This window comes from Methanolobus vulcani, from assembly GCF_900100715.1.
Taxonomy (GTDB): Archaea; Halobacteriota; Methanosarcinia; order Methanosarcinales; family Methanosarcinaceae; genus Methanolobus; species Methanolobus vulcani.
The window spans coordinates 1-25,714 of sequence record NZ_FNCA01000008.1; the positions used below are offsets into that span (position 1 = coordinate 1).

General features: G+C 39.5%; 28 protein-coding genes. 18 read left to right on the top strand and 10 right to left on the bottom strand.

What is annotated here, in order from left to right:
• Both BLP52_RS10975 and BLP52_RS10980 read left to right on the top strand, forming a co-directional pair.
• A partial coding sequence (locus tag BLP52_RS10975) for an IS1 family transposase (protein WP_162272977.1) occupies nt 1-337 on the top strand: 337 nt, incomplete at its 5' end.
• Nucleotides 338-376: 39 nt separating this feature from the next.
• Nucleotides 377-781, top strand: coding sequence for a secondary thiamine-phosphate synthase enzyme YjbQ (locus tag BLP52_RS10980; protein WP_238380808.1), 405 nt, complete (start codon nt 377-379; stop codon nt 779-781).
• A 91-nt stretch (nt 782-872) separates the two neighbouring features.
• Here the strand turns inward: BLP52_RS10980 and BLP52_RS10985 are convergent, their stop codons facing one another.
• The 3 genes from BLP52_RS10985 to BLP52_RS10995 all read right to left on the bottom strand — a co-directional run bounded on the left by BLP52_RS10985 (nt 873) and on the right by BLP52_RS10995 (nt 2,254).
• On the bottom strand, nt 873-1,070 hold the full coding sequence (locus BLP52_RS10985; protein ID WP_091710540.1) for a helix-turn-helix domain-containing protein: 198 nt from the start codon (nt 1,068-1,070) through the stop codon (nt 873-875).
• A 111-nt stretch (nt 1,071-1,181) separates the two neighbouring features.
• Nucleotides 1,182-1,595 carry an HIT family protein gene (locus tag BLP52_RS10990; protein WP_091710541.1) on the bottom strand — a complete coding sequence of 138 codons (414 nt, stop codon included), beginning with the start codon at nt 1,593-1,595 and terminating at the stop codon, nt 1,182-1,184.
• Nucleotides 1,596-1,720: 125 nt separating this feature from the next.
• Complete coding sequence (locus BLP52_RS10995; RefSeq protein WP_091710542.1) at nt 1,721-2,254, bottom strand: hypothetical protein; 534 nt, start codon at nt 2,252-2,254, stop codon at nt 1,721-1,723.
• Nucleotides 2,255-2,430: 176 nt separating this feature from the next.
• On the opposite strand from BLP52_RS10995, the gene BLP52_RS11000 reads away from it, so the two are divergent.
• Nucleotides 2,431-3,039: a hypothetical protein gene (locus tag BLP52_RS11000; protein WP_162272978.1), complete on the top strand. Its 609-nt coding sequence runs from the start codon at nt 2,431-2,433 to the stop codon at nt 3,037-3,039.
• A gap of 43 nt (nt 3,040-3,082) precedes the next feature.
• A complete protein-coding gene (gene sfsA / locus BLP52_RS11005; protein WP_091710544.1) occupies nt 3,083-3,844 on the top strand; it encodes a DNA/RNA nuclease SfsA in 762 nt (253 codons plus the stop codon).
• Between the two features lie 16 nt (nt 3,845-3,860).
• On the opposite strand, the gene BLP52_RS11010 is transcribed toward sfsA, so the two are convergent.
• The 3 genes from BLP52_RS11010 to BLP52_RS11020 form a co-directional block, all read right to left on the bottom strand.
• On the bottom strand, nt 3,861-5,240 hold the full coding sequence (locus BLP52_RS11010) for a PqqD family peptide modification chaperone (RefSeq protein WP_091710545.1): 1,380 nt from the start codon (nt 5,238-5,240) through the stop codon (nt 3,861-3,863).
• On the bottom strand, nt 5,237-7,348 hold the full coding sequence (locus BLP52_RS11015; RefSeq protein WP_091710546.1) for a M4 family metallopeptidase: 2,112 nt from the start codon (nt 7,346-7,348) through the stop codon (nt 5,237-5,239). Before BLP52_RS11015 ends, BLP52_RS11010 begins: the two co-directional genes overlap by 4 nt.
• 219 nt (nt 7,349-7,567) lie before the next feature.
• Nucleotides 7,568-7,765 carry a hypothetical protein gene (locus BLP52_RS11020; RefSeq protein ID WP_091710547.1) on the bottom strand — a complete coding sequence of 66 codons (198 nt, stop codon included), beginning with the start codon at nt 7,763-7,765 and terminating at the stop codon, nt 7,568-7,570.
• Nucleotides 7,766-8,036: 271 nt separating this feature from the next.
• Here BLP52_RS11020 and BLP52_RS11025 point away from each other — a divergent pair, with 271 nt between their 5' ends.
• Nucleotides 8,037-9,275: a uracil-xanthine permease family protein gene (locus BLP52_RS11025; protein WP_091710641.1), complete on the top strand. Its 1,239-nt coding sequence runs from the start codon at nt 8,037-8,039 to the stop codon at nt 9,273-9,275.
• Between the two features lie 57 nt (nt 9,276-9,332).
• On the top strand, nt 9,333-10,031 hold the full coding sequence (upp, locus tag BLP52_RS11030; protein WP_091710548.1) for a uracil phosphoribosyltransferase: 699 nt from the start codon (nt 9,333-9,335) through the stop codon (nt 10,029-10,031).
• A 110-nt stretch (nt 10,032-10,141) separates the two neighbouring features.
• Here the strand turns inward: upp and BLP52_RS11035 are convergent, their stop codons facing one another.
• Nucleotides 10,142-10,882, bottom strand: coding sequence for a protease inhibitor I42 family protein (locus tag BLP52_RS11035; RefSeq protein ID WP_162272979.1), 741 nt, complete (start codon nt 10,880-10,882; stop codon nt 10,142-10,144).
• 344 nt (nt 10,883-11,226) lie between these two features.
• Here BLP52_RS11035 and BLP52_RS11040 point away from each other — a divergent pair, with 344 nt between their 5' ends.
• The 8 genes from BLP52_RS11040 (at nt 11,227) to BLP52_RS11070 (ending at nt 17,197) form a co-directional block, all read left to right on the top strand.
• Nucleotides 11,227-11,916, top strand: coding sequence for a SatD family protein (locus BLP52_RS11040; protein ID WP_091710550.1), 690 nt, complete (start codon nt 11,227-11,229; stop codon nt 11,914-11,916).
• Nucleotides 11,913-12,644 carry a DUF3307 domain-containing protein gene (locus BLP52_RS11045; protein ID WP_238380809.1) on the top strand — a complete coding sequence of 244 codons (732 nt, stop codon included), beginning with the start codon at nt 11,913-11,915 and terminating at the stop codon, nt 12,642-12,644. The genes BLP52_RS11040 and BLP52_RS11045 overlap by 4 nt, the downstream gene beginning before the upstream one ends.
• 108 nt (nt 12,645-12,752) lie before the next feature.
• Nucleotides 12,753-12,917 (top strand): hypothetical protein, encoded by a 165-nt coding sequence (locus tag BLP52_RS14445; protein WP_154717857.1) that lies wholly within the window; start codon nt 12,753-12,755, stop codon nt 12,915-12,917.
• Between the two features lie 233 nt (nt 12,918-13,150).
• On the top strand, nt 13,151-13,531 hold the full coding sequence (locus tag BLP52_RS11050) for a DUF6951 family protein (protein WP_091710552.1): 381 nt from the start codon (nt 13,151-13,153) through the stop codon (nt 13,529-13,531).
• Between the two features lie 46 nt (nt 13,532-13,577).
• Nucleotides 13,578-13,910, top strand: a complete 333-nt coding sequence (locus BLP52_RS11055; RefSeq protein WP_091710553.1) for a DUF6951 family protein — start codon at nt 13,578-13,580, stop codon at nt 13,908-13,910.
• Nucleotides 13,911-14,290: 380 nt separating this feature from the next.
• The gene (locus tag BLP52_RS11060) at nt 14,291-15,091 is read left to right on the top strand and encodes a formylglycine-generating enzyme family protein (RefSeq protein ID WP_091710554.1); all 801 of its coding nucleotides are present in this window, start codon (nt 14,291-14,293) and stop codon (nt 15,089-15,091) included.
• 234 nt (nt 15,092-15,325) lie between these two features.
• The gene (locus tag BLP52_RS11065; RefSeq protein WP_091710555.1) at nt 15,326-15,646 is read left to right on the top strand and encodes a DUF6951 family protein; all 321 of its coding nucleotides are present in this window, start codon (nt 15,326-15,328) and stop codon (nt 15,644-15,646) included.
• Between the two features lie 255 nt (nt 15,647-15,901).
• Nucleotides 15,902-17,197 (top strand): PAS domain-containing protein, encoded by a 1,296-nt coding sequence (locus BLP52_RS11070; protein WP_238380810.1) that lies wholly within the window; start codon nt 15,902-15,904, stop codon nt 17,195-17,197.
• 163 nt (nt 17,198-17,360) lie between these two features.
• On the opposite strand, the gene BLP52_RS11075 is transcribed toward BLP52_RS11070, so the two are convergent.
• From BLP52_RS11075 to BLP52_RS11085, 3 genes are all read right to left on the bottom strand, one after another.
• The gene (locus tag BLP52_RS11075; RefSeq protein ID WP_091710557.1) at nt 17,361-17,681 is read right to left on the bottom strand and encodes a DUF6951 family protein; all 321 of its coding nucleotides are present in this window, start codon (nt 17,679-17,681) and stop codon (nt 17,361-17,363) included.
• A 203-nt stretch (nt 17,682-17,884) separates the two neighbouring features.
• The gene (locus BLP52_RS11080) at nt 17,885-18,220 is read right to left on the bottom strand and encodes a carboxymuconolactone decarboxylase family protein (RefSeq protein ID WP_091710558.1); all 336 of its coding nucleotides are present in this window, start codon (nt 18,218-18,220) and stop codon (nt 17,885-17,887) included.
• Nucleotides 18,221-18,376: 156 nt separating this feature from the next.
• Nucleotides 18,377-19,300, bottom strand: a complete 924-nt coding sequence (locus tag BLP52_RS11085; protein ID WP_162272980.1) for a DMT family transporter — start codon at nt 19,298-19,300, stop codon at nt 18,377-18,379.
• Between the two features lie 107 nt (nt 19,301-19,407).
• Between BLP52_RS11085 and BLP52_RS11090 the strand changes: the two genes are divergently transcribed.
• From BLP52_RS11090 to mtaC (BLP52_RS11105), 4 genes are all read left to right on the top strand, one after another.
• Nucleotides 19,408-19,782, top strand: coding sequence for a VOC family protein (locus BLP52_RS11090; RefSeq protein ID WP_091710560.1), 375 nt, complete (start codon nt 19,408-19,410; stop codon nt 19,780-19,782).
• Between the two features lie 342 nt (nt 19,783-20,124).
• On the top strand, nt 20,125-20,889 hold the full coding sequence (mtaC, locus tag BLP52_RS11095; protein WP_091710561.1) for a methanol--corrinoid protein MtaC: 765 nt from the start codon (nt 20,125-20,127) through the stop codon (nt 20,887-20,889).
• A 264-nt stretch (nt 20,890-21,153) separates the two neighbouring features.
• Nucleotides 21,154-24,309, top strand: a complete 3,156-nt coding sequence (locus BLP52_RS11100; RefSeq protein WP_091710562.1) for a PAS domain S-box protein — start codon at nt 21,154-21,156, stop codon at nt 24,307-24,309.
• 640 nt (nt 24,310-24,949) lie between these two features.
• Nucleotides 24,950-25,714, top strand: coding sequence for a methanol--corrinoid protein MtaC (gene mtaC, locus BLP52_RS11105; RefSeq protein ID WP_091710563.1), 765 nt, complete (start codon nt 24,950-24,952; stop codon nt 25,712-25,714).

Sequence of the window (25,714 nt, forward strand, 5' to 3'; positions counted from 1 at the left end):
TGCTATTGATAGAGTTGGGAAAAGGTTCATCAACTGTTCTTTTGGCAGCAGAGGCACAGAAACTGGAATACAACTCTGGGACAAATTAAAGGATATTGAGATAAAAGAAGTCATGACGGATCACTGGAAAGCATATGCAGAGTTTCTTCCAGCGGCGATTCATACTCGATCCAAAGCAGAAACATATACTGTAGAAGGATATAATAGTATATTTAGGCATTTTCTGGCAAGGTTGAGAAGAAAGTCCAAGTGTTATACAAAGAGTATTGAAATGCTGCGGTACTCTGTCCTACTGTTAATGAAATTCAGAAATAAAGAGTTAACTATATTTGAGTAACAATGCCAATAATTCTATTAAGATCCAGAATAATATCAGATGGTAGTGACAACTATGCAGATCAAGACTGGCAAGAGGATAGAGCTTATTGATATTACGGACAAAGTAAGAGAACAGTTAAAAGATACCGGAGTAAAGAATGGAATATGTGTAATAAGTACAAAACACACAACAACCTCGATCATTATCAATGAGAATGAATCAGGTCTTGTGTCAGACATACTTGAATTGCTGGAGAAACTTGTTCCTGCACATGCCGGTTATGCTCATGACAGAATTGAGAACAATGCTGATGCACACTTAAAAGCGGTGTTGCTTGGAAGCAGTGAAACACTTCCGGTCATTGATGGCAATTTACATCTTGGGACATGGCAGAGTATTTTCCTTGTAGAGATGGATGGTCCAAGGACAAGAGAGGTCACAGTTACTGTTATCAGTAGTTAATGAGACGCATGAGCTGCATAAATCTGATCATCTGATGGTAACTGATGCAGTAAAAAGAAAAAGAAAAGAACTGAATCAGTTTTATATTTTATTACTCTGACTTTTCGTAGTCAGCGTGTGCATAGAAGCATCTCTTTGGAGTGCAGACCGCATCTGCGCTCTTGAGTGTTTTGAGGATCTTGCTGACCTCTTTGCTTTCAAGACCTGTTGCTTCAGCAATCTCTCCAGGTCTCATTGGCTTTCCAGCATCCTTAAGTGCGTCAAGTACTTTCTGTTCATCATCTGCCATATTTTATTCTCCTACAATTATTTTACCATAAACGTGATTGTGAAATAAATAGTTGATGCAATTGATTGTGCTATTTTTCCCAGATATTTGAATCGGATGTTCAGATGCGATTTAAAATGAGTTCCTGAGCTTTTCAGCAAGTTCAGCAATGTTGTCTGTGGATGGATGAAGTTCCACGATGGTGTGCATATTCCCTTCTCCGTCACCTGCACGTCTTGGAATAATGTGAACGTGCACATGTGGCACTGTCTGTCCGGCTATCTCCCCGTTGTTTATACCAATATTCATCCCTTCAAGTTCCAGTGTTTTTCCCACTGTCTTTGCAATCTTATTAACTGAAGCAAACAGGCTGGCAGCCTCGTCCTCACTCATATCAGTGAATTTTCCAAAATGCTTTTTCGGAAGCACAATTGTGTGTCCCTCTGCACAGGGATAGATATCCAGAAACGCATAAACAAAATCATCTTCATATACTTTATGTGAAGGAATTTCACCGGCAACGATCTTACAGAACAGACAATCCATATATATCACCCTCTTCCTTTGAGGCTCTGGATATTTAATTATTGTTGTTGATTTGTTTTTTGTAAGCGTTAGTTTGTTTCTATATTAATTAAATTGATTTTAACTAAAAACATTCATCTTTTTATTCAAGCTTGTGATACCAATATATTTAGTGAATTAACGAAACTTTCTACATTATTTTTATCTAAAAAGGAAACTTCATTTGTTATGGATTGTCCGCCGGTGTTGTATATTGTGAAAGTTGTAGTATAGCAATTAAGGATGCCAAATAATCCCAAAAGAAGTAAAATTACTAAAAGGGATTGAATTAGTATTGATAGAAAAGCCAAACCTTCGATTGAAGGATTAAATATTAAATTTATTCCTAATATATCTAAGGCTACCAGTAATATTTTTGGCGATAAAATACAGAGTGTACCAATAATAAATCTTTCTGGATATAATTTATTTGATACTGTAACAGATGCTATTGTTTTTAATGGTTGGGTTATTTTTGTTTTTCCTAAAGGAATGCTATTGAATGCATATGTGTTATGTTTGCTTCCAAATAAATTCTTACTTGTTATCCAATAATTTGCTTTAATCCAAAAAAACAATATATTTATTCTGAAACTATAATATGTTAATATGTTTTCTTTGTCGTTAAATAAATTGTCCATATGTTCACCAAAAATACGATGGTGAATATATTTTGATTCTCATATAAATTTGTTATCATGAGAACTATAATGTAGTTAATATAATAGTGTGTTGATTCACATGGAGAAAAGAATACCTCAGGCAGAGTTACTAAATACCTTTCCTATAATCATTAAAGAGAGGGTTATAGTTGATCTTGATACGAAAATATGTAGTTATTGTACTTTTGATCGTTCTGGCGCTGGTTTCAGTCACATATCTGGACATCGGATTAAAATCAAGCATCACAAGTTCGGATTCGTCCGTAAGTGCATATTCCAGTGGTAACAAAACAGATCTGTCCAGTGATATTATCCTTTACGTTCATCAGCAAAATGCAAACACCAATATACTGGAAAAAGAACTTGTCAGTTCCCTTGAAGAATACGGCTACTCAGTAACAGTTGTGAATGAAATAAAAGATGATTATGCTTCACAGTTTGCGTTCGTGAATATCGTCAGCATAAGTAGATCCTATACACCTGTGTATTCAAGCTCCGATAGTCAGGTACGCTTCGGATTTTCTTCAACAGGTGAAACTAAATATCTCGATATTACAGGAAAAGATACACAAAAGACAGTTGTTTTCTCGTCAAATGATGGTTATTCCTACAATCTACTTATTCAGGGAGATATAACCCTGCATGATAAGACAAAAGGACTTTTCACTTATAGGTCATACCAGAACCACATTGAAAAAGAGATAGCAAAATCCGTTGCTTCCCAGCTTGATTCACAGTTAAGGGCACAGATGATCTCCAGTTAATAGTTGTTTGACAGTCAGACATTCCGCGAATTAAGGTATAATTATGACACAGAATGCTTCTTCCCCGTCCAGTACATCTCAAAAAGTCCTCAACATCCAAACTGATGTTGAAGGCACACTTATTGAAAGGCCAAATCGTTTTCTGGCCATCGTCGAGATCGATGTGAACGGAACCAAAAGTCAGGAAAAGGTACACGTCCATGACCCTGGAAGGCTCATTGACATACTATATCCGGGAAACCGGGTGCTGCTTAGAAAAGCCAGCAATCCGAAAAGAAAAACCAGCTGGGATATGATAGCCGGAAGGTCCGGGAATAACTGGATCCTCATTAACTCTGCATTTCACAGGCAGCTATCCGAATGGGTGATTGAGAATAACATCATTGACCTTTTAAGTAATGCAGATACCGTTCTGCCGGAGCAGAAATTCGGAGAGAGCAGGCTTGACTATCTCTTAATGAAAGGGGACACAGATATCTGGATCGAGGTCAAAGGTTGCACACTGGCAGAAAGAAAAACAGCATCTTTTCCCGATGCACCAACAACCCGCGGAAAACGCCACCTTGATGAACTTATCAAAGCCAGGTCAGAGGGCCACGAAGCTGCAATCCTCATTCTCATATTCAGACCAGAAGCAGAATGCTTTACAGCAAATGGAATAATTGACCCGGATTTTGCTCAAGCATTTGAAAAAGCACTGGAAGCCGGTGTTAATGTGTTTCCACTTTTGTTCTCATTCGAGAATAACACGGTTATATATCACTCACAACTTCCGTTCTGCAAGAACGTCCTTTACAAAAAATAAATTGTAATAATAACATTCATTTATCATTAACCAGCCAGCAGTGACAATTTGCCTGGAAAATATCCCTTCTTGTGAAATTAGCCGCAATGCAGCTTCCCCTGCACACAGGAAGCCACTGACAACGACTGCATTCACCTTTCATGTCCGAGGCTTTCAGGCTCCTGAAATAATTAAGGAAACGTGAATTATCCCATATCCACCGGAAAGACCGGTCTTTCACATTCTCAACATCTGCCCCCTCAAAATAGTTACATGGAAGCACATCACCTCTTGAAGTGACCGTGCAATATCCTATGGCACCATCACATCCGATCCTTATGTCAGTATCAATCTCAATCTCATGTTCTGGAATTGGTCGGAAAGTACACTCAAATTCCATGGGTGCGATCTCAGGACCATCAGATTCTCTTTTACTGAGAAGGAATTCTGTCAGCTTCCGCATCCTTGCGGGTTTTACTTCCAGGTCAAAAGCACCTGTTCCACGTCCGGAAGGAACAAAAGGCAGGATTCTGAATGTCTGCACTCCAAGTTCTTTCCCCAGTTCATAGGTTTCAGGGATATTATCTATATTCATTGTGGTTACTGCGGCTGCCAGTGTGACAGGAACACCGGCTTTTACCAGCAGTTTAATTCCCTTCACTGTTTTTTCCCACGAACCTGAAGACTGCCGAAAATCATCATGAATCTCAGGTACGCTTGAATCAAGGCTCACCTGCGCCCTCGCTCCGATATTTGCAAGTTTCTCAGCAGCATCCTCATCAATCAGCGTTCCGTTGGTGGCTACCTGTATCATTATATTTTTGGAAGCGGCATATTCTGCTATATCGAAAAAGTCCTTTCTTATCATAGGCTCGCCGCCGCTTAGTATCAACTGGCCGACTTCAAAATCAGCAAACTCATCGATAAGCCTGCAACAATCATCAAAGCTCAGCTCATCGCTGCATTCCTCTCCAGCACTTACAACGCAATGTCTGCATCTGAGATTACATTTTGATGTAAGGTCCCAGAGCACACCAGCAGGAGCAGGGACTTTCCAATAGTTCATCCTTTCATTGCGCCACCACAAAAGTCCTCGATAGGTGAGTTCATCAAGTACCGGTTTGCTTTTCTCCATCACAGTGTCCCGGTCAGAATGAAAAGATGTACTCAATTGTGCAGTGATCTCGTCAAGTGTCCGGTACCCGTCACACATTTTAAGCAGCCAGTATGCAGCTTCATTCAATTCCTGTATTTCAGAACTGAGAGGGTCTTCTGTTATCCAGATATCATCTTCTTTCCTTATCCTGAAAGGAAAATAAGGGACAGCAGATCTATCCGGAAGGCCACTGCCAAAAGCCATTCCAGCATCTATATTATATGCATCTGCTGTCAATGTGCCGGACTGCTTTTCTATCACTTGATTTCCCCAAGCATCACAAGTGTCTTCTTTCTCCAGTCATGTATCCTGTTTTCTGATATTCCAAGTGTCTTTGAAAGTTCAGCTACCTTTTTTGCATCCTCTGTTGCTTTCAGGAAGTCTCCAAGTGTTGAAATTGATCTTCCCTTGAAAAGGGTTGAAGTTTCAGGTCCGATACCGACGATCTCTATGATGTCAGTTTTCAGTGTAATGACCGGGTTCTTGACACGTATGTATGGGTCATATGGCAACGGGTCCGGTCCTGGCAGACATGAAAGTCCCGGAGATGGGGGACAGGCTATGTAAGGTGACGGTGGACAGATTACCATTGGTGATGGCGGGCATACAAAGTCCGGTGCAGGCGGGCAGATGTAAGGAGCAGGCGGACATACAAAGCCTGGTGCAGGAGGACATAGTACATGTGGTGACGGTGGACAGATCATCGGAGCTATCCAGCATGTGAATGGGCATATCACAGACGAACCTATTCCAACAGCAGCAAATGCATTGATTATGCTTGCTCTCCAGCGTGAATAATGCGGATTGGTTGCATATAGATCATGAAGTGAATCCAGTACTGCATCCCTCATGTCGCTGAAATCCGAACTTGATACCAGATATGTTGTAAGTGCCTGATAATAGAGAAGCCCAAGCACATCACGTCCAAGCCCCTCACATACCCTGATTCCTCTGTGCGTTCCGCCGGTGGCTATCAGGTAAGCGGCTTTGTTCATAATCCCACTGTTGATATGGACTCCACCGTTATCCGAATATCCTGTATATTTGTCGTCCATGTGGTCTGGCTGATGACCTGCTCTGCAACTATCAAGTGGATTTGCAGGGTCATACTGTCCCCCGTTTGTCGGATCTTCCATATTACGCAGGGCTGGCGCTGTTGCAGGCAACCACGCATCTTCACCGATGAGCCAGTTACCGGATATCAGAGCACCGAAAACATCTGACATGGATTCGTTAAGTGCACCAGATTCATTACTATAGACCAGTCCGGCTGTATGTTCAGTAACTGCATGTGTCCATTCATGGGCTATAATGTCCAGTGCACAGAGTGAATCAAACCTTGATCCGTCACCGTTACCAACCTTTACATAACTGCCGTTCCACGTTGCATTGTTCCAGTTAGTTCCGCAGTTGGCGTAGATATGCATGTCAGCTCCTGCATCATCGTAACTATCACGTCCGTGTACGGTAAAGTAATAGTCGTAAACCATTCTTGTATAAAGATGACAATCAACGTCAGGCCCCTGTCCGGATGCAGACCAGTTATTATTGTCGTCTTCCGAAACAGGAGCAGGAGGATAGTCGCCGTTGGCATCATGGGTAATTACTCTTGCAGAACTTGGTACCCATTGATCCTCGAGCAGATATTTGGCTGTGCCATGATCGTGTAGTGTGTTGATGGTTACAGAACCTGCATATGTTCCGATTCCCGAACCAGTGGTCCTAGTGTGTCCCTGCTCGTTATTATATTTCCAGACCACTTTTCCGGTCAGTGCATCAACAAAATATTCCCATTTGGCAGGAGTGTCTTCACCGCCAAGATCCTTGTCAATTCCGTTAACTGTAACATGCCATACCAGATGTGGTTCTTTCACAAACTGTGACAGTATCATCAGTGTAGGTTCTGCATGCAGTTTTTCTCTGGAATTGTTCCTGTCATCTCCAAGAACGGTCTTCAATGCCTCTTTTCCTGTTACCTTTGCCTTGTCCGGCAGATCAATTTCAGGAGTTAGCTTTCCAGTCGTTCCTTTAATATTATCATCGGCATCTATATGGACTATTATCTCACTGCCAAAAACAGGCAGTTCTTTGTAGACCTGCTGCATACGCACATGTCTGGCGCCGATACGGTCAGTATCGATCCTTTTAACAAGCATTTCCTTGCTGACAGAATTTAGCAGATAAAGGTCTTTGTTAACTTCCATAAATTCGATGGCAGCCTTTCCCGGATCCTTCTGTTCAGATTTTGCAAGCAAGCCTTTGAGTCTAAGTGGAATGCCGGTACGTTCATCCCATTTAACATCTACGTTCTCATCGAAGATTTTCAGCTTATCGAGTATGTCTTTTTGTTTCCTGACAGGTTCATACATTACCTATCTCCCCCTGTATAGTTTCCACTATCCTGATCACACTTCAGTCAGGGCAAATGAAAAAGATTGCAGACCTTTCCTGGAGCACCCCCGCCCGGCCAGATTCAGAACCTTCCCCTATCCTTATTACCCTAATTATAAATTCCCGCTAATAATCTATAAAGTTTGCTCTGGGATTCAGTTCAATATATTAAAATAAGTGAAAATAAGTAAAAAGAATTAATCTTTTTTCTCTCTTTTTTTCTTCTCTTCTTCCTCAACTGTAGTATTGTCACACCATGCATCAACTTCAAGATCTGCTGCACTTTTGTTTTCATCATTTGAATCCGGTACTGTACACCATGTATCGATCTGTTCATCAAGGCTTGGTATCTCTATATCTTCAATTTCTTTCTTTTTAACATCCTTTTTGTCCATTCTAAACCTCCGTTTTGGTTTAATTATACTATGTATTCAAAGCATCTGTTTTGTTTTCCTGAAATTCTATCAGTCCTGAAGCTTAAAAAATGTTTTTACCGTGAAGAATCGATGAAAGAATGATACCAAATTATATTAAGCTAAAAAAATGAATAATTCTGCAGGAAAATTATTAGTTCCGGGAAAAAATGGGGTAGTTATATCTATGGGAATGGAGTCAGGCTGCTAAAGTTGAAAAAGGGTTGGTATAAATCATTTAATGGAGATTGTTATGAAGCGGATCGTTTTAGGATTCCAGCATGTGCTGGCCATGTTTGGTGCGACAGTGACAGTCCCTCTGGTTGTTGGTTCTGCCATTGGGCTTTCACTTTCGGAAATTGCAGTGATGATGCAGGCTGTTCTTTTTGCAATGGGAATTGCAACCCTGCTGCAGACATTTATCGGATCTAAATTCCCAATTGTGCAGGGTTCAAGTTTTGCTTTCATTCCGGGTCTTATTGCAATAGGGTCTGGCCTTGGCCTTGCAGCTGCTGAAGGAGCTCTGATTGTTGGGGGTATCATTGAAGGACTTACCGGCGCTTTAGGTCTCATTGGCAGGCTGAAAAAACTGTTCTCACCACTTGTTACGGGAATAACCATAATGCTTGTGGGTTTCTCGCTTGCCAATGTGGCTGTCATGTACACGTTCAATTATTACGCTGATGCCGCTGGCACAACTATTCTGCCTTCTTCTATTATTGCTATAGTGACGTTCATTACAACTATTCTTGTAGCGCTCAAGGCAAAAGGAACCTACAAGACGATGCCTGTTATTGCAGGTGTAATTGTAGGGTACATTCTGAGTATGGCATTCGGACTTGTTGATTTCAGCCTTGTTAAGAGCATGCCTATTGTGAGTCTGCCAAAACTGTTTCCATGGGGAACTCCGGTGTTTGATGTCAGTGCCATCATAATCCTGCTCTTTGCTTTCATGGTAAGTATAATAGAGAGTGTAGGCGACTATCATGCAATCTCAACCATCGCTGACCTGCCAATTGATAATAAGAAGATAAACCGAGGTATAGGTTCAGAAGGTCTTTCCTGTTCAATTGCAGGTATTTTCGGTGCATGTGGTACAACCAGTTATTCAGAGAATATCGGTCTTGTGGCTCTGACAAGGGTTTCAAGTGTTCAGGTCGTGCAGATCGGTGCCGGAATTCTTATCCTGTTCTCACTTATCCCTAAATTCTCAGGTCTGCTGGCATCAATTCCTGCTCCGGTACTTGGAGGACTGACAACAGCGCTGTACGGAATGATCGGTGTTACAGGTCTGAAACTCATCAAGGACAGGGTAGAGCTCAACGACAGGAACACGCTGATCCTTGCAAGTTCACTGGTTCTGGGACTTGGTGCTCCTCAGCTTCCTGCAGAATTCCTTGCAAATTTCCCGCAGATAATTGCAAGCATACTCGAATCCGGAATGGCAGTGGGTGCGATCTCAGCAATCCTAATGGATCAGTTACTCAAATAGGGCAAACTAAACAGATACGACAGATACTGGATATTGATCAATATTAAGGGTGTTAACATGATAGAAGATAAAAGATGGGAAGGTGTGTATTCCTTTGAAGATTCTCCTTATCTTATGGAGATACTTACCGAGCTTCGTTCAAAAGAAACGGAAAATGTTAGATTCAGGAAAGATCTTGTGAAACTTGGCAGATACATGGGCTATGAGTTCACAAAGACAATGGATTTCAAAAAAGTAAAGATAGAGACTCCTCTTGAGAGCACAGAGGGTGTTGCCTCAGGTGACAGGGACCATGTGTATATCATTACTGTGCTTAGGGTAGCCATTCCGCTCATGGAAGGCCTCATCAAGACACTGGAACATTCAAGGGTAGGAATTGTCTCTGCTTCCAGGGGCAAGGCTCCTGATTTCAATATTGAGATGAGCTACATCAAAGTTCCTCATATGAGGGAAGAGGACACTGTAATAGTCTGCGATCCTATGATAGCCACAGGTTCAACTCTTCTGAAAACGGTTTCAGAGATAAAGAAATGCGGAAGCCCAAAGAGGATTGTCATCATAGGTATTCTTGCAGCTCCTGAAGGCATAACCGCTCTGAAAGAGGAACTTCCTGATGTTGAGATATACGTTACAAAGATCGACAGGGAGCTTAATGATAAAGGTTACATCCTTCCGGGTCTTGGAGATGCAGGTGACAGAGCATTCGGAGAACCGCTTAACATCTCAATGCTTCCACTGATGCATAATCTGGAATAAGCTGAAAAAGTTAAAGATAAAATCAAAAAATAAGTCAGGTCTGTTACAGGCGTAACAGAACCCTGTTTTTCTTTATTTGAGTTTAAAGTTTTAAGTAAGTTGAAACTAGCTTACAGTATCGGACTTATCGTTCTTATTTCTACAATCTGTCCCCACATGTGGAAACTTGCCATATCGCCACGTGGGTAGGCTGTGAATCTTACTTCCGTTCCATCAGTTCTAAGATCTTTCGGCAGATTTATAGGGTCATATCTCGCATCGTCGGTGCCCACGATTCCATAAAAGCCGCCTTCAAGGTTGTTGTATGTCACAGTTCCGGTATCGGTTATAAGCTCGCTTTCCGGAATTACCTGGATTGTCAGTTCATAGCTGTTCTCGTTTCCTGTAGTTTCTTCCCATGGCCGTTTGTAAATTGCGGATATGTTTTGTTCACCTGTTTCAGTAACCTCAAAAGTCCACATGTGAGAACCGCCTGCGCCAACAAGAGTTACATTTGTACTGGTTTCAAGGAACGCATCCTCTGTAAGCTTAAGTCCTTTACTGTATGTCATATTCCATGAATATCCGGTTGTGGGATTCTCTTTAAGCTCAACTATAATGGTGTCTCCGACAATGGCATAGGCAGTGCTCTGACTGTCAGTCTCTGAAAATTGATGGCTTAGGGTTGACACTGTGCCTATGGCAACGTCCGAATTATCGGTGTTTCCTGCCTGTTCGTCTACATTCTGTGTTGCATTGCCATTGTTGTCAATGCTGTTGTTACTGCCGGTATCTTTGCTGTCTGATACACAGCCGGAAGCCATGCATACAAGCAGGACAACTGCCGCAACCGTAACTAATCTAATGTTCATTTTAATGTTCATCTCCCTGTATTTATTACTTACAGAATTGTTTTTCAGATATATACAGGTTTATTTAACTGCGAATATGCTTGCATTCATAGGCTATAGTAGGATCACTGTCTTGAAGAATCGTAGTATTAATATGTATAGTATAAGTTAAAAGACTTATATCTCATGAGTATAAGTTAAAATAATTATATATTATAAATATAATTTATAAAAATGATATTATATATAAGCTAAAAACACATATAAATAATAAGCTTTTAATATGATATTATTAAGATATAATTTTGAAAACTTATAATTAGTCTTCATCTGACATATGATACGAAAACAGGAAGTGGTTTCATTTGCAAGATAAAAGAAAACTGTATGCAGTTATCACAGGCGACCTTGTAAGTTCTTCTGATATGGATTATAGTGACAGGGAATCACTTCTCTCGGTAATGCATGATTCCTTTTCTTTTGTGAAAAATTGTCTGTACCTGGATGGTGGCAAGATCATGCCCTTTGAGATATCCAGGGGCGACAGCTTTCAGACTGTGGTCAGGAATCCGAAGGATGCGTTGTTGATATCAGTGCTCCTCCTTCTGAAATTAAGTGTTGGTGAAAATGGGCAAAGGCTTGAATCCAGGTTTTCAATAGGTATTGGAAGTGTGGAATATTTCCCGGATTCCGGTAGTGTGGGTGAGGCTGACGGACAGGCTTTCAGGTTTTCAGGTAAGGAACTGGACAACATGAAAGAGCAGGAAAAACAGCTTCTAATAACAACAGCAAATCCGGCATTGAATCTAATGCTGGAATCACAATGCGCATTTTTTGATAACATGGTTGCCAGGTGGACAGATGTTCAGAAAGAGATACTTCTTGAGAAGCTTAGTGGCCTGACGCAGGATGAGATCGCATCAAAACTTGGTAAATCCCAGTCAAGCATTTCCCAGAGCCTTAAAGCCGCAGGTTTTGATGCGTTGAGGAAGTTTCTGGATAACTATGCAAACTTATTTGAATATACGGAGATATTCCATATGGAGAATGAATGATGGATGCTGCTCTGTTAAATGTATCACTGCTTGCGAGACTTCTTCTTTCACATGTACTTGCAGATTTTGTATTCCAGAATCAGGTAATGGTCAATGACCGTTTTGAAAATAAGTGGCATTCAAAATGGCTTTACATACACGGCTTCCTTGCAGGTCTGCTTGCATATGTTCTTTCAGGTGCTTATGGTTTTTTCTGGCTTTTTTTTGTCTACACGATCTCCCATATCATAATAGATGGTTTTAAGTCCACACGCAAAGATGATCTGAAATGGTTAATTCTTGACCAGCTGGCGCATATGCTGATAATATTGCTTGTTTGGGCATTGATCACCGGACCCGAAAATATAGTTTCAGGCCTTCCGTTTCTTCAATTGAATAATACAAACACATGGATTCTGATCCTTGCTTATGTTATCGTAATATGGCCAAGCGGGATATTAATTGGTAAATTCACAGAACCCTGGCATCATGATAAGGACGGGGAAGAAGGTGAAGGTCTTTTTAATGCGGGTCTGTGGATCGGGCGCCTTGAGAGATTCCTGCTTCTGACATTTGTGTTACTTGAACAATATCAGGCAATTGGATTGCTTGTAACTGCAAAATCCATTTTCAGGTTCACCACCGACCGTAAGGTAAGTGAATATATTCTCATAGGTACATTATTGAGCTTTACGATAGCTGTTTTTGTGGGAATTATCGCAAAATGGATGCTTGATATGGGAGTTTAGATCTTTTGATCGTTCGGTTTCAGTTATTTTTTGTCAGTTCTAAAATAGTATTATATATTATAAAGTCAGATATTGACTGCCGATTAAGGCAAAGGAAAAGGTGAAAACATGGATATAGCAACTACACTGAGGTATGGTTTGATAAACATGAACCATTTCAGAAGATGTATGATGAGCAGAATGACCTACCAGCTTTCATCATACTGGAAAAAAGATGCCGATATCCCTGCTTTCGACATGAAACCGGTGAGTTTATCGCCTTACACAGTATAGATTCAATCATCGCGAAAAACAACTTGCCATCTCTCCAATAGGAACTGCCGGTTTCATTAAAAATGAAGTCTACGTGGGTGCGAAAAGCACCCAACTCCTCCATTTTTTCCTAATTTTGTTTTATTTTTATTCTTGCTTTAATACAGGATGTTACGCAAGATTTAAGCATCTTTGCGACATATAATTTGTATAAAAGATGTTGGACAGTATCTCCAAATATCTTTTTAGACTAATTGTCAACAAATCGGTTTAATTATCAGGGAGTTACCGGGGGCAGTAAAATTACAGTTGTTATCTCACTGGAGAACATATGCCGGAACAGAACAACAGTTCTGGCCCAGCATGAAGGTAAGAATACAAGAATAAACGTTGAAACGACCTGTGCAAAGATCAAAAAATGGGGTAATGAATTCAACCTCCCTAAAATGGATCTTATAGACAGGGATGTATCTTTTGATCTTCTTAATAAAAAGAGGGCGGAGTATTCGATTTGCAGTAATTGTTACGTTCCTCCGACAGTTATGAGTGCTTACTGGATAGAAAACGAGAAGATCCCAAAAGAAGTTGCAAAGAAATATGAGAGTGTTGACATAACTTTCGAAGAGATCAAATAAAGGGGATATTTGAAACGAATTTGAATGAATTCTATGGAGGTTTAATATGGTTGTAACAATGTCAGTAGACTCTCTTTGTGGACATAAGGCCTATATTACAGCAGTTACTGAAGGCAGAAAGACTCACATACATATTGAAACAGATTGTAAGAAACTGAAAAAATGGGGTTGTGATTTTGATCTTCCTAATGCTGAAATGACACAACAGAATATTCCGTATTATGAGATTATCATGAAGACCATGAAGAATGCTATATGTGAGAATTGCTATGTGCCTGCCACAGTTATGAACGCATACTGGGTTGAAAATGAAAAGGTATCAAAAACCCTCGCAAAGCAAATAGGTAAAGTAGAGCTTACCATTGAGAAAATAGAATAGATATTCTAAAAATTCATATTTCTCCTTCATAATAATATATCTGATGTAATCGTGTTCAGAACTTCAGAGTAAATATCTTTTTGTTAAACTAAGAGTCTCCGGTATGGAAAATGGATCATTCTTTATTATCGGGACGTAAAAAATAACACTTATGCAGGACATATATTTCTTCAATGGCATAATGTCAATTTTTGGGGCAAATTGAAATGTGTCACTATTCCGGGGGCAATTTGAAGGGGGAATAATAGAAGATATTCAAAGCCTATTCTGTTTCAACATTGTTTATTGTATAATGTTTCTGTACTTGCCTGAAATTGTTTTGATCCATGAAACAGGAAATGACCGGAGTAATATCATATACAAAGTCACAGGTGTTGAATATGGTTCATTGTGAAACAGTAAATCGTATTGATAAAGATAATAACAGACATAATGATGGGCAAAACGAAGCTGGAAAATATACTAACGGCTGTATTGAGGGAATTGATAATAAAAATACAGGCAAAGTTTATGTAAACTCCATTGGAATTGAATTCGTGCTGATCCCTTCAGGTAAGTTCATGATGGGATCCAAGCAGGATGCCACTGCCAGGCCAGTACATGAAGTTACAATTTCAGAACCTTTTTTTCTCGGTAAATATCCAGTAACACAGAAAGAATGGATATCAATAATGGGCAGTAATCCTTCTTTATTTAAGAGCCATGATAACCATCCTGTAGAGCAGGTTTCATGGGATGACGTACAGGAGTTTATTAGTAAACTGAACAAAAAAGAGGGTACTGATAAATATCGTTTACCATCTGAGGCCGAGTGGGAGTATGCCTGCAGGGCAGGTACTACAAGTAAATATCATTTTGGAGATGATGAATCTGATCTGGATGATTATGGCTGGTATTCAGGCAAAACAACCTATCCGGTAGGCCAGAAGAAACCAAATCCATGGGGTCTGTATGATATGAATGGTAATGTGTGGGAATGGTGTGAGGATAAATGGCATTCAAGTTTTGAAGGTGCTCCCGAAGATGGCAGTGCCTGGGGAGATAGCAGCAGTTTCCTTCGTATTGATCGCGGTGGTTGCTGGAGCAGTCTTTCCAGGTTTTGCCGGTCAGCACTTCGCAGTGCTAACATTGCTGATGATCGTATGGGATTTACAGGATTCCGTATTCTAAAGGAAGTGTAAATTGTGCTTAGAACAAACTCTTTTTATTTTCTTGGAAATCACAGGATAAATAGCAATTTCATGTTTTTTGTCATGAGTCCGAATATTTTCAGGAGAAAAACATATATTAACGCTGTTAACTATCATTACATGCCAAAATCTGCCCAGCCTCTCAGAGAGTTTATAATAACCAGGGCTTGCAGGTTACTTTTACTTTAGGATCCAGAATAAAACTAGGAAACAGGAGATTTTTACATGACGTCTGTAGTACACGTAAACTCAAGTATATGTGGTTTCATCCATATAATTAATGGAAAATTTGATGGAAAGAACATCATAGTAGATATTGAAACGCCCTGTTCAAAGGTAAAACAAATGTCAAGTATGGAAATTCCAATGATGGAAACCCTGGATGTCAAGGATAATTATGTGATGGACAGGGCGCAGGAAGCTCATTGCTGTCCTGGTTGTATCTTGCCTACCGGAGTATTGCATGTATGCAGGCTGGAGTCTGGAATGATTTCAAAGACCCTTGCAAAACAGGTTGAAACAATGACAATTGAGTTCAAAGAATGATGATTTACAAAAACTGCCGGATATTTTTTAATAGTTTTTTGCCTTTTGTTTTTTTCAGGTAAGAATCCTTCTTCATTCTGATTGTTTTTATATTTTCGTTTATATTCCCAGCAGAATGTAGCCTACATTATCATACGATTTTCAGATATTTCAGTAAATAATATATTTTAATTTAATGTTCTGATCTTGTTTTTACTAAATGGTCTTTGTGGATAGTCTTATTAACTAATCGGACAAATGATTATATGGGGGTATATGATGTCGGATACATCATCTCAAGGTGGGAAAGAAGATTCTGAAAGTTCATTGGAAAAAGTACTTGAAAGAAAAGAGGAACTTGAAAAGATAAGAGATAAAAGTCCTGTTATTTCTTTTCTCTGGAAAGCAGGGGGTCCTAATGAAGAGGAAGAATGGCCGGTGGAGTATGTTTCAGGTAACGTGGAGCTCTTAGGCTATACAGCAGATGATTTTCTTTCCGGTGACGTTTTTTATGCAGATATAGTTCATCCTGATGACCTGCATAGTTTGCGGAAATCTCTTACTGAGCAATGTAATGAAGGGGCAGATTTCTTTGACCATAAATACAGGATCATATTAAAGTCCGGTGAAGTACGTTGGGTAAATGAGAGAACTTATGTACTTCGCGATAAAACCGGTAAAGTGGCACACTACCAGGGTACGATCTTCGACATAACTGAGCAGAAAGAAAAAGAACGGACCTTGCAGGAAGCATTGAAGAAAAAGCAGCTTCTGGAAGAGATCATCAATAATAGCTCCATCATGGTATTTCTGTGGAGGAACGAGCAGTTCTGGCCTGCAGATTATGCTTCTGACAATGTTTCAAAACTTGGTTATCCTGTTGAGGATTTTGTAGAAGGTCGTATCATGTATAGTGACCTCATACATCCGGATGACTATGAAATGGTTAAAAATACACTTGCTGAGCAGTGCGATAGCGGTAGTGACTATTATGATAAGGAATATCGCCTGATAACAAGAGATAATAAGACCTTGTGGGTAAGTGAAAAAACTTTCATCCTCAGGGACAGGGCCGGGAATGTAACTCATTTTCAGGGAATTGTCCAGGATATCACAAAAGAGAAAGAAAATGAAATTGCTCTGCGACAGTCACTTAAAAAACAGGATGAACTTCTGGAAAGAAAGCAAGCCCTTGAAATAATCATTAACCACAGTCCTGTGGTAGCTTTTTTGTGGAAAGCAGAGCCAGAGGATGAAAATGAGCTCTGGCCGGTTGAGTTTGTTTCAGATAACATAAACCAGTTCGGATACTCAGTTGAGGAATTTCTTTCAGGAGAAATCCTTTATGGTGATATAGTCAATCCTCATGATCTGCCCTATATTCAAATAGAGCTTTCAGATGTTGTAAAAGAAGGTGGCAAGGTTTTTGTAAAGGAATACAGGATTAGGACAAAATCGGGAGATGAGAGATGGGTGGAAGAGCAAACATTCATTCAGCGTAATGATGATGGTGTTGCTACACATTATATGGGTGTTATCCAGGATATTACAGAACGAAAAGAAACAGTTTAAATGTTAGTTCCACATGAATTATGTGGAGGAAAAAAGGCACTGAGTACCGGCAACATAGTTCTAGCTAGATCAATTGGTACACAGCTGTAATATATGTCAGGATTCAAGCTTATTTCTACTTTCCAAATAAAGATATTCTATGAAGTCAATGTTACAAAAATTATTATCCTTCAGTGAAATCGATATCAACTGTACCTGCTTGTTTTGCCAGGTTCTTTGAAAGCATACCCAATTCCATTTTGCACACATACATGACTGCTGCAGGGACAATACATATTGCACAGCATGTATCTTTTGCCTGGTCCATGGCATAGTTCTCCTTAATGTTCATTGTCTGTTTTTTAGGAATCTCCATATGCGCGATCTTGGCTACTTTGGCACAGTCTGTTTCGATATCAGTTATTATTTCTTTTCCTTCAAGCTGCCCATTGATCTTATGTTTAAATCCGCATATTGTTGAATTAACTTTAACGCTAGATGGCATATTTTCTCTCCTGTAGTAATTTATCAGATAACGGTCTTTTTAAGACGTTATTCTATTGTTAAGTAATGGATTGAACCGTACTGGGTTTAAAAGTTTTTGTTAAAATCAAAAAACACTGATTTTTCAGCAGTTCTATATCAATATCAATGCTAATACAGAAAATCAGAAAATAAAAAAAAGTAAAAAGAAAAGATGTCGGTAATTTATTTCTCTTCGTCTCCTGAACAACTGCAGCAGACATTGCCTTTCATTATTTCTTTCCAGTCACCGATCACATCATGAGTCCAGCAGTCATCTGCACCCGCGGCTTCTCTCATTGTAAGAGCGAGTATATAGGAAAGCTCTTTTACGGTTGCTCCGGCATCCAGTGCACCCTTGAAATGCTTAAGAACACAGGGCTTTGACCTTGCTTTGATGGAAAGTGCAAAGCAGAGGAACTGGTATGTTTTCTCATCAACGGGTCTGTTTTCAGCGTAAAGTTTGTCGATCTCATCAAGTTTTTCGGTAAATTCCGGGAAGAATTCTTCTAGCATCCTCATGGCATAATCTCCATTGTTTTTGAAGTTAACAGTGTTAATCCATCGCCAATCTTTTCATATCAGCGGTGAATACTTCAAATTATGTTGAAATAGATATTTAAGCTTAATTATTGATCTCTGGTGAATGATACAAAAAAGAAAATAGTTTCTCTCCTTTTAAACCTGTATCTTAAAGTATTTCCCGAATATCTTCGGGCTTTTTTCCATTACTGCAATGTAGGCTCCAAAGAGAATGAAAACACATCCTATTATCGTATTCATAAGTAGTGGGGTATGAACGATGGTATAATCAAAAAAGATACCACTCACCGGTTCAAGCAATGCAAGGATACTTCCCTTTTGTGCTTCTATCTGGGAAATGCCGCTAACATAAAGAAGTGCCGCGATGGCCGTATTGATAATACCAAAGAATATCAGCATTGGCATGTTGTCTATGATGACTGGTTGCGGGACACCACCTGATAAAGGGATCAATAGGATCACTCCAATAAAAGTATACCAGAAAAGCAGGGCAACACTTGAGTAATCATCCTTGATATATCTTATAGTTACTATCTCACTTCCAAATGAAAGACCGGACAGAATTCCTGCGGCAATTCCTATTAGGTAACCGTTGTTACCGTTGATTCCAAGACTAATTCCTGTTACAACATTTCCTATATTAACAATAAAGAGAAGACCGGTCAATGATAGTATTAATGCAACAACACCTTTTCTTGTTATTTTCTCTTTAAGCACCAGCGGTGAAAGCAGGGTTACATACATGGGTGCTGTGTATAGCATCAGTATTGCAACTGAAAAGCTGGTATATTTGATGCAGGTGAAGTATGAAAATATCGTGCATGTATTGATAAATCCAAGAAGTAGAATATACTTTTTTTTCCTGCGTGGTACAATTTGGGATAGCTTTCCGGTTAATACGATAAAGATAAGCAGTGATACCAAACCAAAAAATTGCTTGTAAAATATCATGGGTCCTGTGGGAACGTCTTTAAGATATTCAACAAAAACTCCCAGAAGTCCGAACAGGACCGAGCCTGTTATCAGTTCAAAATAAGCTTTTTTAGAACCCTGACTCATAGACTGGAAATATCCATATAAGCTATAAAGCATTCGGTGGACATGGTTTTGATACTATGACAAAGATATTAATATTTAGGGATACAAGTTTTAATGGGGGTTTAAAAATGCCTGCGTTTATACATATTGATATACCAACGGATAATGTGGAGAGAGCCAAAAGATTCTATTCCGATATTTTTGAATGGACATTTGAGAAACCATCACCTGACATGGATTACTATCTATTCAGTACCAAAGATCTTGATGGAAATGAAGGTATTCATGGAGGAATGGGGCTTCGTGGTGAACCTGATCAGAGGATAGCTGCGTATATTGGGGTTGATTCAATTGAGAAATATGCGTCCAAGATCGAACAGGCCGGTGGTCAGGTTCTGAACAAAATGCCAGTCCCGGACTGGGGTGCTCTTGCAATTTGCCTTGATACTGAGGGAAACCTCTTCGGGTTATGGGAAGATTCAGATAAAGGGGAAAACAAATAGATCCGGAAGAAAAGTATTTCCTCAGCAACATATTTTATTTTTAAATATACTCTTTCATGTATCTGTAACTATAGGATTTTTTTTAAAAATGGTTATTGCACACTAATTTGAACTCTATTAATATTTGTTTGATCTCTATAATGACAAATGATGATGATTTTTAACTGTGATATTGATGAGTAAGAAATATATTTCTCATTTTTTAGACGTTAACTTTACATATCAGACTTGCACTTAAAGTAGCCATTGGTATAATGTATATACATTATACTTCATTACAGACGTCCACAAACTGTGAACGGTATGCATTGTTTAAAAACGAGAAAGTACAAAGGAGGTTCAATGCTAGATATAGACCCAACGGGTATCCTTGTCAGGTACAATGTTAAGTTAGAAAGTGAATTAACCCCTGATGAGATAGCAAGAGAACTATTCCCCGTAGATATTCTTTTAAGGAATATAGTTGAAGCGGTTTTTGAAGGTGATGAGGACGAGGTTATAGTTACCCTCAAAGATGCCGTAAAAAAAGGCAAAGACCCTATATCTCTCATCGATGATGCGCTTATGGTGGGAATGGATATAGTATCCCAGTTATATGAGGATGGGAACCTGTTCCTTCCGGATGTGATGATAGCATCCCATGCAATGACAGATGGTATTGAATATTGTAAACAGATATCAGGTAAGACTCATGAATGTAAGGGTACTGTTGTTTCCTATGTTGTGGAAGGTGACATACATGATATCGGCAAGAAGATACTTACAGTGCTTCTGAAATCCAATGGATACGAAGTCATTGATCTTGGAAGTGATGTGCCCACTGATGAAGTTATCAGCGCCGTACTAAAATACAGACCTATAATGATCACAGGCACTTCCCTGATGACAACTACCATGTATTCTTTTATGGAACTTAACAACCGGCTTCTCGATAATGATATCAGAATACCTCTTGTATGTGGTGGAGGTGCTGTGACCCAGGATTTTGTCATGAACTATGAACTTGGCATCTATTGTGAAGATGCTGCATTGGTGCCTAAAATTGCAGATTCTATTCTCAAGGATAAAAGTATAGATGAGCTAAGGGAACAGTTTCATGTACATTGAAACTATTATGCATGGTTAAGCATTAAAAAGAGGTGGCTCACATCCAAAGACAGATCCCTCTTGTGTAGATTGGATTGAAGGAAGTATGGCATTCAGATGAGAGCCAATTTATGCTTTTCAACTCCATGTATTTAATATCTCCTTTTTTGTGATATTTATATGAAATGTAAGAAAGGAGCTTTTGCATATAATAATAACAAATCTTTGCAATATCTTTATAATTGTAAGTGAGATGCCATTAAATCTTATGTCGTAAGGGAACAAATGGCGCAGCGCGGGGGTCACATTATCAGCTCTGAAAAAATACAGGAAAATAAGTATTCTTTGCTTAATGGGAATACTGATTGCCGAATGTCTGACGCTATTATCTCTTTTCTCTGGAAAGGAGCTGATAAAAAGCATGTTATCTCAGTTTCTGAAAACATATCCCTTTTAGGTTATCACCCAGATGATCTAATATCTGGAAAATCTGGTTTTATGGATATTATTTATCCCTCTGACATTGAGGCTGTAATGCACAAGTATACTCAGTATACTAAAGATAATAATAGTCCTTTTTTTGCTGCAGATTATAGATTGAGATCCGCTGACGGTAAGATATGTGAGGTCAGTGAAAGAACAGTTGAACTTTCCCGGGATGATGGTTGCCTTTATCATGGGATCATATCTATAAAAAGGAGTTTTGAGTTCGACACAGATAAAGAAAAGAGCTATTGCAAAAGCATAGTTGACGGTATACAGCATCCTCTTTTAATTCTTGACAGCACATTTCACGTTTTTTCTGCTAACCGATATTTCTACGAACTTTTCAAGTTGAAACCTGAAAATACTGAAGGAAAGCATTTTTTAAGTTTGAATAATTCAAACAGGAATGAGCTGAGCTCTTTTTTTGATAAAGCCCTTCAGGATGAGTATTTCTTTGATTCTATTGAAGTTGGCTGTAGTATAGATGGCCTTGGAAACCGTACAATGAAACTTACTGCCCGCCTTCTTGATACGGGTATGGATAGAAAGAAGTTAATTCTGGTTTCAATAGAAGATATAACTCCACAAAAAATGGCTGAAGCAAAACTCCGTGCTTCAGAAGAAAAGTATTCCACTCTTGTCGAAAAGGGAAATGATGGTATTCTTATCGTAAACAGAAAAGGGGATCTTGGTTTTGCAAACTCAAAATTCTCCCAGATGATCGGAATTGAAGAAAACAAACTTTCAGGTAAGAATCTTCTGGATTTTGTCCCTCTGGAATATCATCGTATGATAGGTATTCGACTCAAGAAAGTTCTCAGAGATATGCGCAGTACAAAGCGCAATGATGAGGTTGAATTTTCCAAAACAGAGGGTGGAACATTTTCTGCAGAGATCAGTCTTTCCTATATAGTACATGAACACCAGCCTTCTGTGATGGTGGCTGTCAGGGACATCTCTGAGAGAAAACGTGCCGAAGCAGAACTAAAAGCTTCCGAGGAAAAATATTCCACACTTGTTGAAAAGGGCAATGACGGTATAATAATTCTACATGATCTGTCCTTTAAGTTTGCAAATTCAAAGTTCTCTGAGCTAACGGGCTATTCACGAATGGAATTACTCGACAAGACATTCACAGATCTTGTGCCGGTAGATTACAGGCGCATGATAGGAAAACGTATCAAAAAGGTCTTGAAAGATAAACATAGCATCCGTAGAAATGATGAACTTGAGTTTCTGACAAAGGCAGATGAGATCTTCCCGGCTGAGATCAGTCTTGCGTATATATTACATGAGGAAATGCCCTCTGTAATGATGACTGTCAGGGACATCTCTGAGAGAAAACAGACTGAAGCTGAACTAAAAGCCTCTGAAAAGAAATATTCCTCCCTTGTAGAAGAAGGTAATGACGGTATTATTATTGTTCAGAACGGTGTACTTGTTTTTGCCAATATGAAGTTCTGCGATATAACTGGTTTTTCAAAGACTGAAATACTTCGCAGGCCTTTTGAGGATTTCCTTTCACTGGAGTACAAGCGGCTTGTTATGAACAAATTCAGGAGGAGCCTTGAAAAGAAACGCAAGTCTTCACTGAAATATGAGATCGAGCTTGTTTCAAAGGAAGGTAGCAATACTCCTGCTGAGATCAACTCTTCAATTATCGATCATGAAGGTGCACCTGCTATAATGGCAATTATCAGGGACATAACCGACCAGAAGGAAAAAGAAAGGGAACTCCTTGAACTTATCGAGGTACAAAAAGTACTTGAAACTGTAATCAAGAGCAGTCCTGCGGTTGTCTTTTTCTGGAAGCCTGACGAAGACTGGAAAGTGGAATTCGTTTCAGAGAACATATCACAGTTCGGTTACCAGGCAGAGGACCTGATGTCAGGTAAGATCCTTTATGGCGATATCATTCATCCTTCTGATGTGGAAAGGCTTACTATGGAGTATGATATCTTTTCAGGTGAAGATAACCTTTCTTTCGAGTATCGCATACTTACAAAAGCAGGTGAGGTACGCTGGGTAGATGAAAGGTCAGTTCTGAAACGTGATGCAGAAGGAAATCTCCAGTATATTCAGGGTATTATTGTAGATATCACTGAGCGCAAGAATGTGAATAACTTCATGCAGATCGGTAATGATGTAGGGATGCTTTTCAGTCCTCTTGGTGATGTTGGGGACATGTTCTCGCAGCTTGTGGAATTCACTACCCAGATGGATAACCTGGACTGCGGCGCTCTCTATCTTGTCGACGGGGAAACAGGTGATATGAATATAGTTGCTCATTCCGGTCTTTCGGCTGAGTTCGTTAAAAGCGCAAGGCATTATGGTGGAAAATCCATCCATGCCCGCCTGTTGAAGACGGAATATCCCCTATATACAAGATACTATGAGCTGACTTCCATGATTCCCGGGGAAAAACAGAGTTCTGAAGGTCTTGAAGCAACCGCCCTGGTTCCTATTAGATATGGTATGGAACTTGTGGCAATATTAATGCTGTCATCTCATAGCGTTTATGCTGTTCCTTTTGAAGTAAGGGATTCTCTTGAGACTGTGGCATCTCAAATCGGTCCTGTGATAGGGCGCATGCGTGAACAGGCAGATGTCCAGAAGAATATCAGGAACCTGCAGGTTATTTTTGATGTCATGGAGGACATGGTTTTCATGCTTGATGCTGATGGTTGTATCCTCTATGCAAATCCTCACACGTTCACAAGACTTGGCTACTCCAAAAATGAGCTTATTGGGATGAATCTTATCAATCTCTATCCTCAGAAAGTGCTCCTTGAAGCCGCAACTGAAATCAAATCTATACTGGAAGGCAGGGCAAAGGTCTGTGCAATTCCTTTTGAGGCTGTTTCTGGTGAACTTGTGGCTGTTGAGATGAACTGTTCAATGGGGCAACTGGAAGATGATCCAATAACGATATGCGTCTCCCGTGAAAAGGTATAATATAATCCTTTTGGTCGAGTTCTCTTTTTTAGTGCAATTCTATCTGTAAAAATAAATAGCAATATATAATTTATTATGTATTTTAGTTTTAACATTCATTTTCATTCATATTCATTTTTCAAATAGAGATTTTATCAATTACATTATTAAATTCATTTCTTCTAGCTATAAAGTTCGAAAATTTGTTATATATAAAGACATCGGTAATTTATTGAATTAAAAATCCAGCAATATTCTTTATTATTGATAAACGCCATCAATAACCCTTATAATTGACTATTATCTGTTAATTTTTACTAAAATCTATTATTTTGTGTACATTTCTTTTTATATCAGTTTTTATGGGCTGCTTTTAGGTTCATTATATATAAACATTCGTCTCTATATTGTAGTTGAAGATGTACATGTAAACATAAATGTATACTAAACGCTATCTAATAGCCTTGTATTTAGTTGGAATTAATTTGTAATTATGTATGGCAAATAAATAGTTTTATATATGTGTATCTTAGCAAGGGAACCTTTATATATCATAAAAAAAGTGCATGATTTGAGGTTCGGAAGAACCTTTTTGTGTAGATTGGATTGAGCTTGACTCAAGCTCAAGAAAATAGACTATCCAAATTGAAGGAGGTATAGAATGTTAATAGTAGACAAAGAAGGTATCCTTATCAGATACAACGTTAAAATGGAAAAATCAATGACCCCTGAAGAGGCGGCAGCAGAACTCTATCCAAAAGAGGAGTTATACAAGCCAATCGCAGAAGCGATCTTTGAGGGTGAAGAAGATGATGTTATCGAAGGTCTCGAGGCAGCTATCGCAGCAGGCAAGGACCCAATCGCACTCATCGACGATGCACTTATGGTAGGTATGAAGGTAGTAACAGACCTTTACGACCAGGGTGTAATCTTCCTTCCAAACGTAATGATGTCAGCAGATGCAATGCTCGAAGGTATCGAGTTCTGTAAGGGCCAGTCCAACGAAGCACCTGTCCAGAAGGGCAAGGTTGTCTGTATGGTCGCAGAAGGTGACGTACACGACATCGGTAAGTCAATCGTAGCAGCTCTCCTCAGGGCAAACGGATATGAAGTTATCGATCTCGGAAGAGACGTACCATCCGCAGAAGCACTCGCAGCTGTAAAGGAACACAAGCCAATCATGATGACCGGAACTGCACTCATGACAACAACCATGTATGCATTCAAGGAAGTAAACGACCTTCTCGTCGAGAGCGGAATCACAATGCCATTCGCATGTGGTGGCGGAGCAGTAAACCAGGACTTCGTATCAACCTACTCACTCGGTGTATACGGTGAAGAAGCAGCAGATGCACCAAAGATGGCAGACGCTATCCTTGCAGGCGCAGACATTGCAGCACTCAGAGCAAAATTCCACAACCACTAA

Excerpts from the sequence above, each read along its gene's own strand:
- BLP52_RS10980 (WP_238380808.1), top strand. The coding sequence starts at position 377 with ATGGTAGTGACAACTATGCAGATCAAGACTGGCAAGAGGATAGAGCTT.
- BLP52_RS10985 (WP_091710540.1), bottom strand. The coding sequence starts at position 1,070 with ATGGCAGATGATGAACAGAAAGTACTTGACGCACTTAAGGATGCTGGA.
- BLP52_RS10990 (WP_091710541.1), bottom strand. The coding sequence starts at position 1,595 with ATGGATTGTCTGTTCTGTAAGATCGTTGCCGGTGAAATTCCTTCACAT.
- BLP52_RS10995 (WP_091710542.1), bottom strand. The coding sequence starts at position 2,254 with ATGGACAATTTATTTAACGACAAAGAAAACATATTAACATATTATAGT.
- sfsA (WP_091710544.1), top strand. The coding sequence starts at position 3,083 with ATGACACAGAATGCTTCTTCCCCGTCCAGTACATCTCAAAAAGTCCTC.
- BLP52_RS11015 (WP_091710546.1), bottom strand. The coding sequence starts at position 7,348 with ATGTATGAACCTGTCAGGAAACAAAAAGACATACTCGATAAGCTGAAA.
- BLP52_RS11020 (WP_091710547.1), bottom strand. The coding sequence starts at position 7,765 with ATGGACAAAAAGGATGTTAAAAAGAAAGAAATTGAAGATATAGAGATA.
- BLP52_RS11025 (WP_091710641.1), top strand. The coding sequence starts at position 8,037 with ATGAAGCGGATCGTTTTAGGATTCCAGCATGTGCTGGCCATGTTTGGT.
- upp (WP_091710548.1), top strand. The coding sequence starts at position 9,333 with ATGATAGAAGATAAAAGATGGGAAGGTGTGTATTCCTTTGAAGATTCT.
- BLP52_RS11035 (WP_162272979.1), bottom strand. The coding sequence starts at position 10,882 with ATGAACATTAGATTAGTTACGGTTGCGGCAGTTGTCCTGCTTGTATGC.
- BLP52_RS11045 (WP_238380809.1), top strand. The coding sequence starts at position 11,913 with ATGATGGATGCTGCTCTGTTAAATGTATCACTGCTTGCGAGACTTCTT.
- BLP52_RS14445 (WP_154717857.1), top strand. The coding sequence starts at position 12,753 with ATGGATATAGCAACTACACTGAGGTATGGTTTGATAAACATGAACCAT.
- BLP52_RS11055 (WP_091710553.1), top strand. The coding sequence starts at position 13,578 with ATGGTTGTAACAATGTCAGTAGACTCTCTTTGTGGACATAAGGCCTAT.
- BLP52_RS11060 (WP_091710554.1), top strand. The coding sequence starts at position 14,291 with ATGGTTCATTGTGAAACAGTAAATCGTATTGATAAAGATAATAACAGA.
- BLP52_RS11065 (WP_091710555.1), top strand. The coding sequence starts at position 15,326 with ATGACGTCTGTAGTACACGTAAACTCAAGTATATGTGGTTTCATCCAT.
- BLP52_RS11070 (WP_238380810.1), top strand. The coding sequence starts at position 15,902 with ATGATGTCGGATACATCATCTCAAGGTGGGAAAGAAGATTCTGAAAGT.
- BLP52_RS11075 (WP_091710557.1), bottom strand. The coding sequence starts at position 17,681 with ATGCCATCTAGCGTTAAAGTTAATTCAACAATATGCGGATTTAAACAT.
- BLP52_RS11080 (WP_091710558.1), bottom strand. The coding sequence starts at position 18,220 with ATGAGGATGCTAGAAGAATTCTTCCCGGAATTTACCGAAAAACTTGAT.
- BLP52_RS11085 (WP_162272980.1), bottom strand. The coding sequence starts at position 19,300 with ATGAGTCAGGGTTCTAAAAAAGCTTATTTTGAACTGATAACAGGCTCG.
- BLP52_RS11090 (WP_091710560.1), top strand. The coding sequence starts at position 19,408 with ATGCCTGCGTTTATACATATTGATATACCAACGGATAATGTGGAGAGA.
- mtaC (WP_091710561.1), top strand. The coding sequence starts at position 20,125 with ATGCTAGATATAGACCCAACGGGTATCCTTGTCAGGTACAATGTTAAG.
- BLP52_RS11100 (WP_091710562.1), top strand. The coding sequence starts at position 21,154 with ATGGCGCAGCGCGGGGGTCACATTATCAGCTCTGAAAAAATACAGGAA.
- mtaC (WP_091710563.1), top strand. The coding sequence starts at position 24,950 with ATGTTAATAGTAGACAAAGAAGGTATCCTTATCAGATACAACGTTAAA.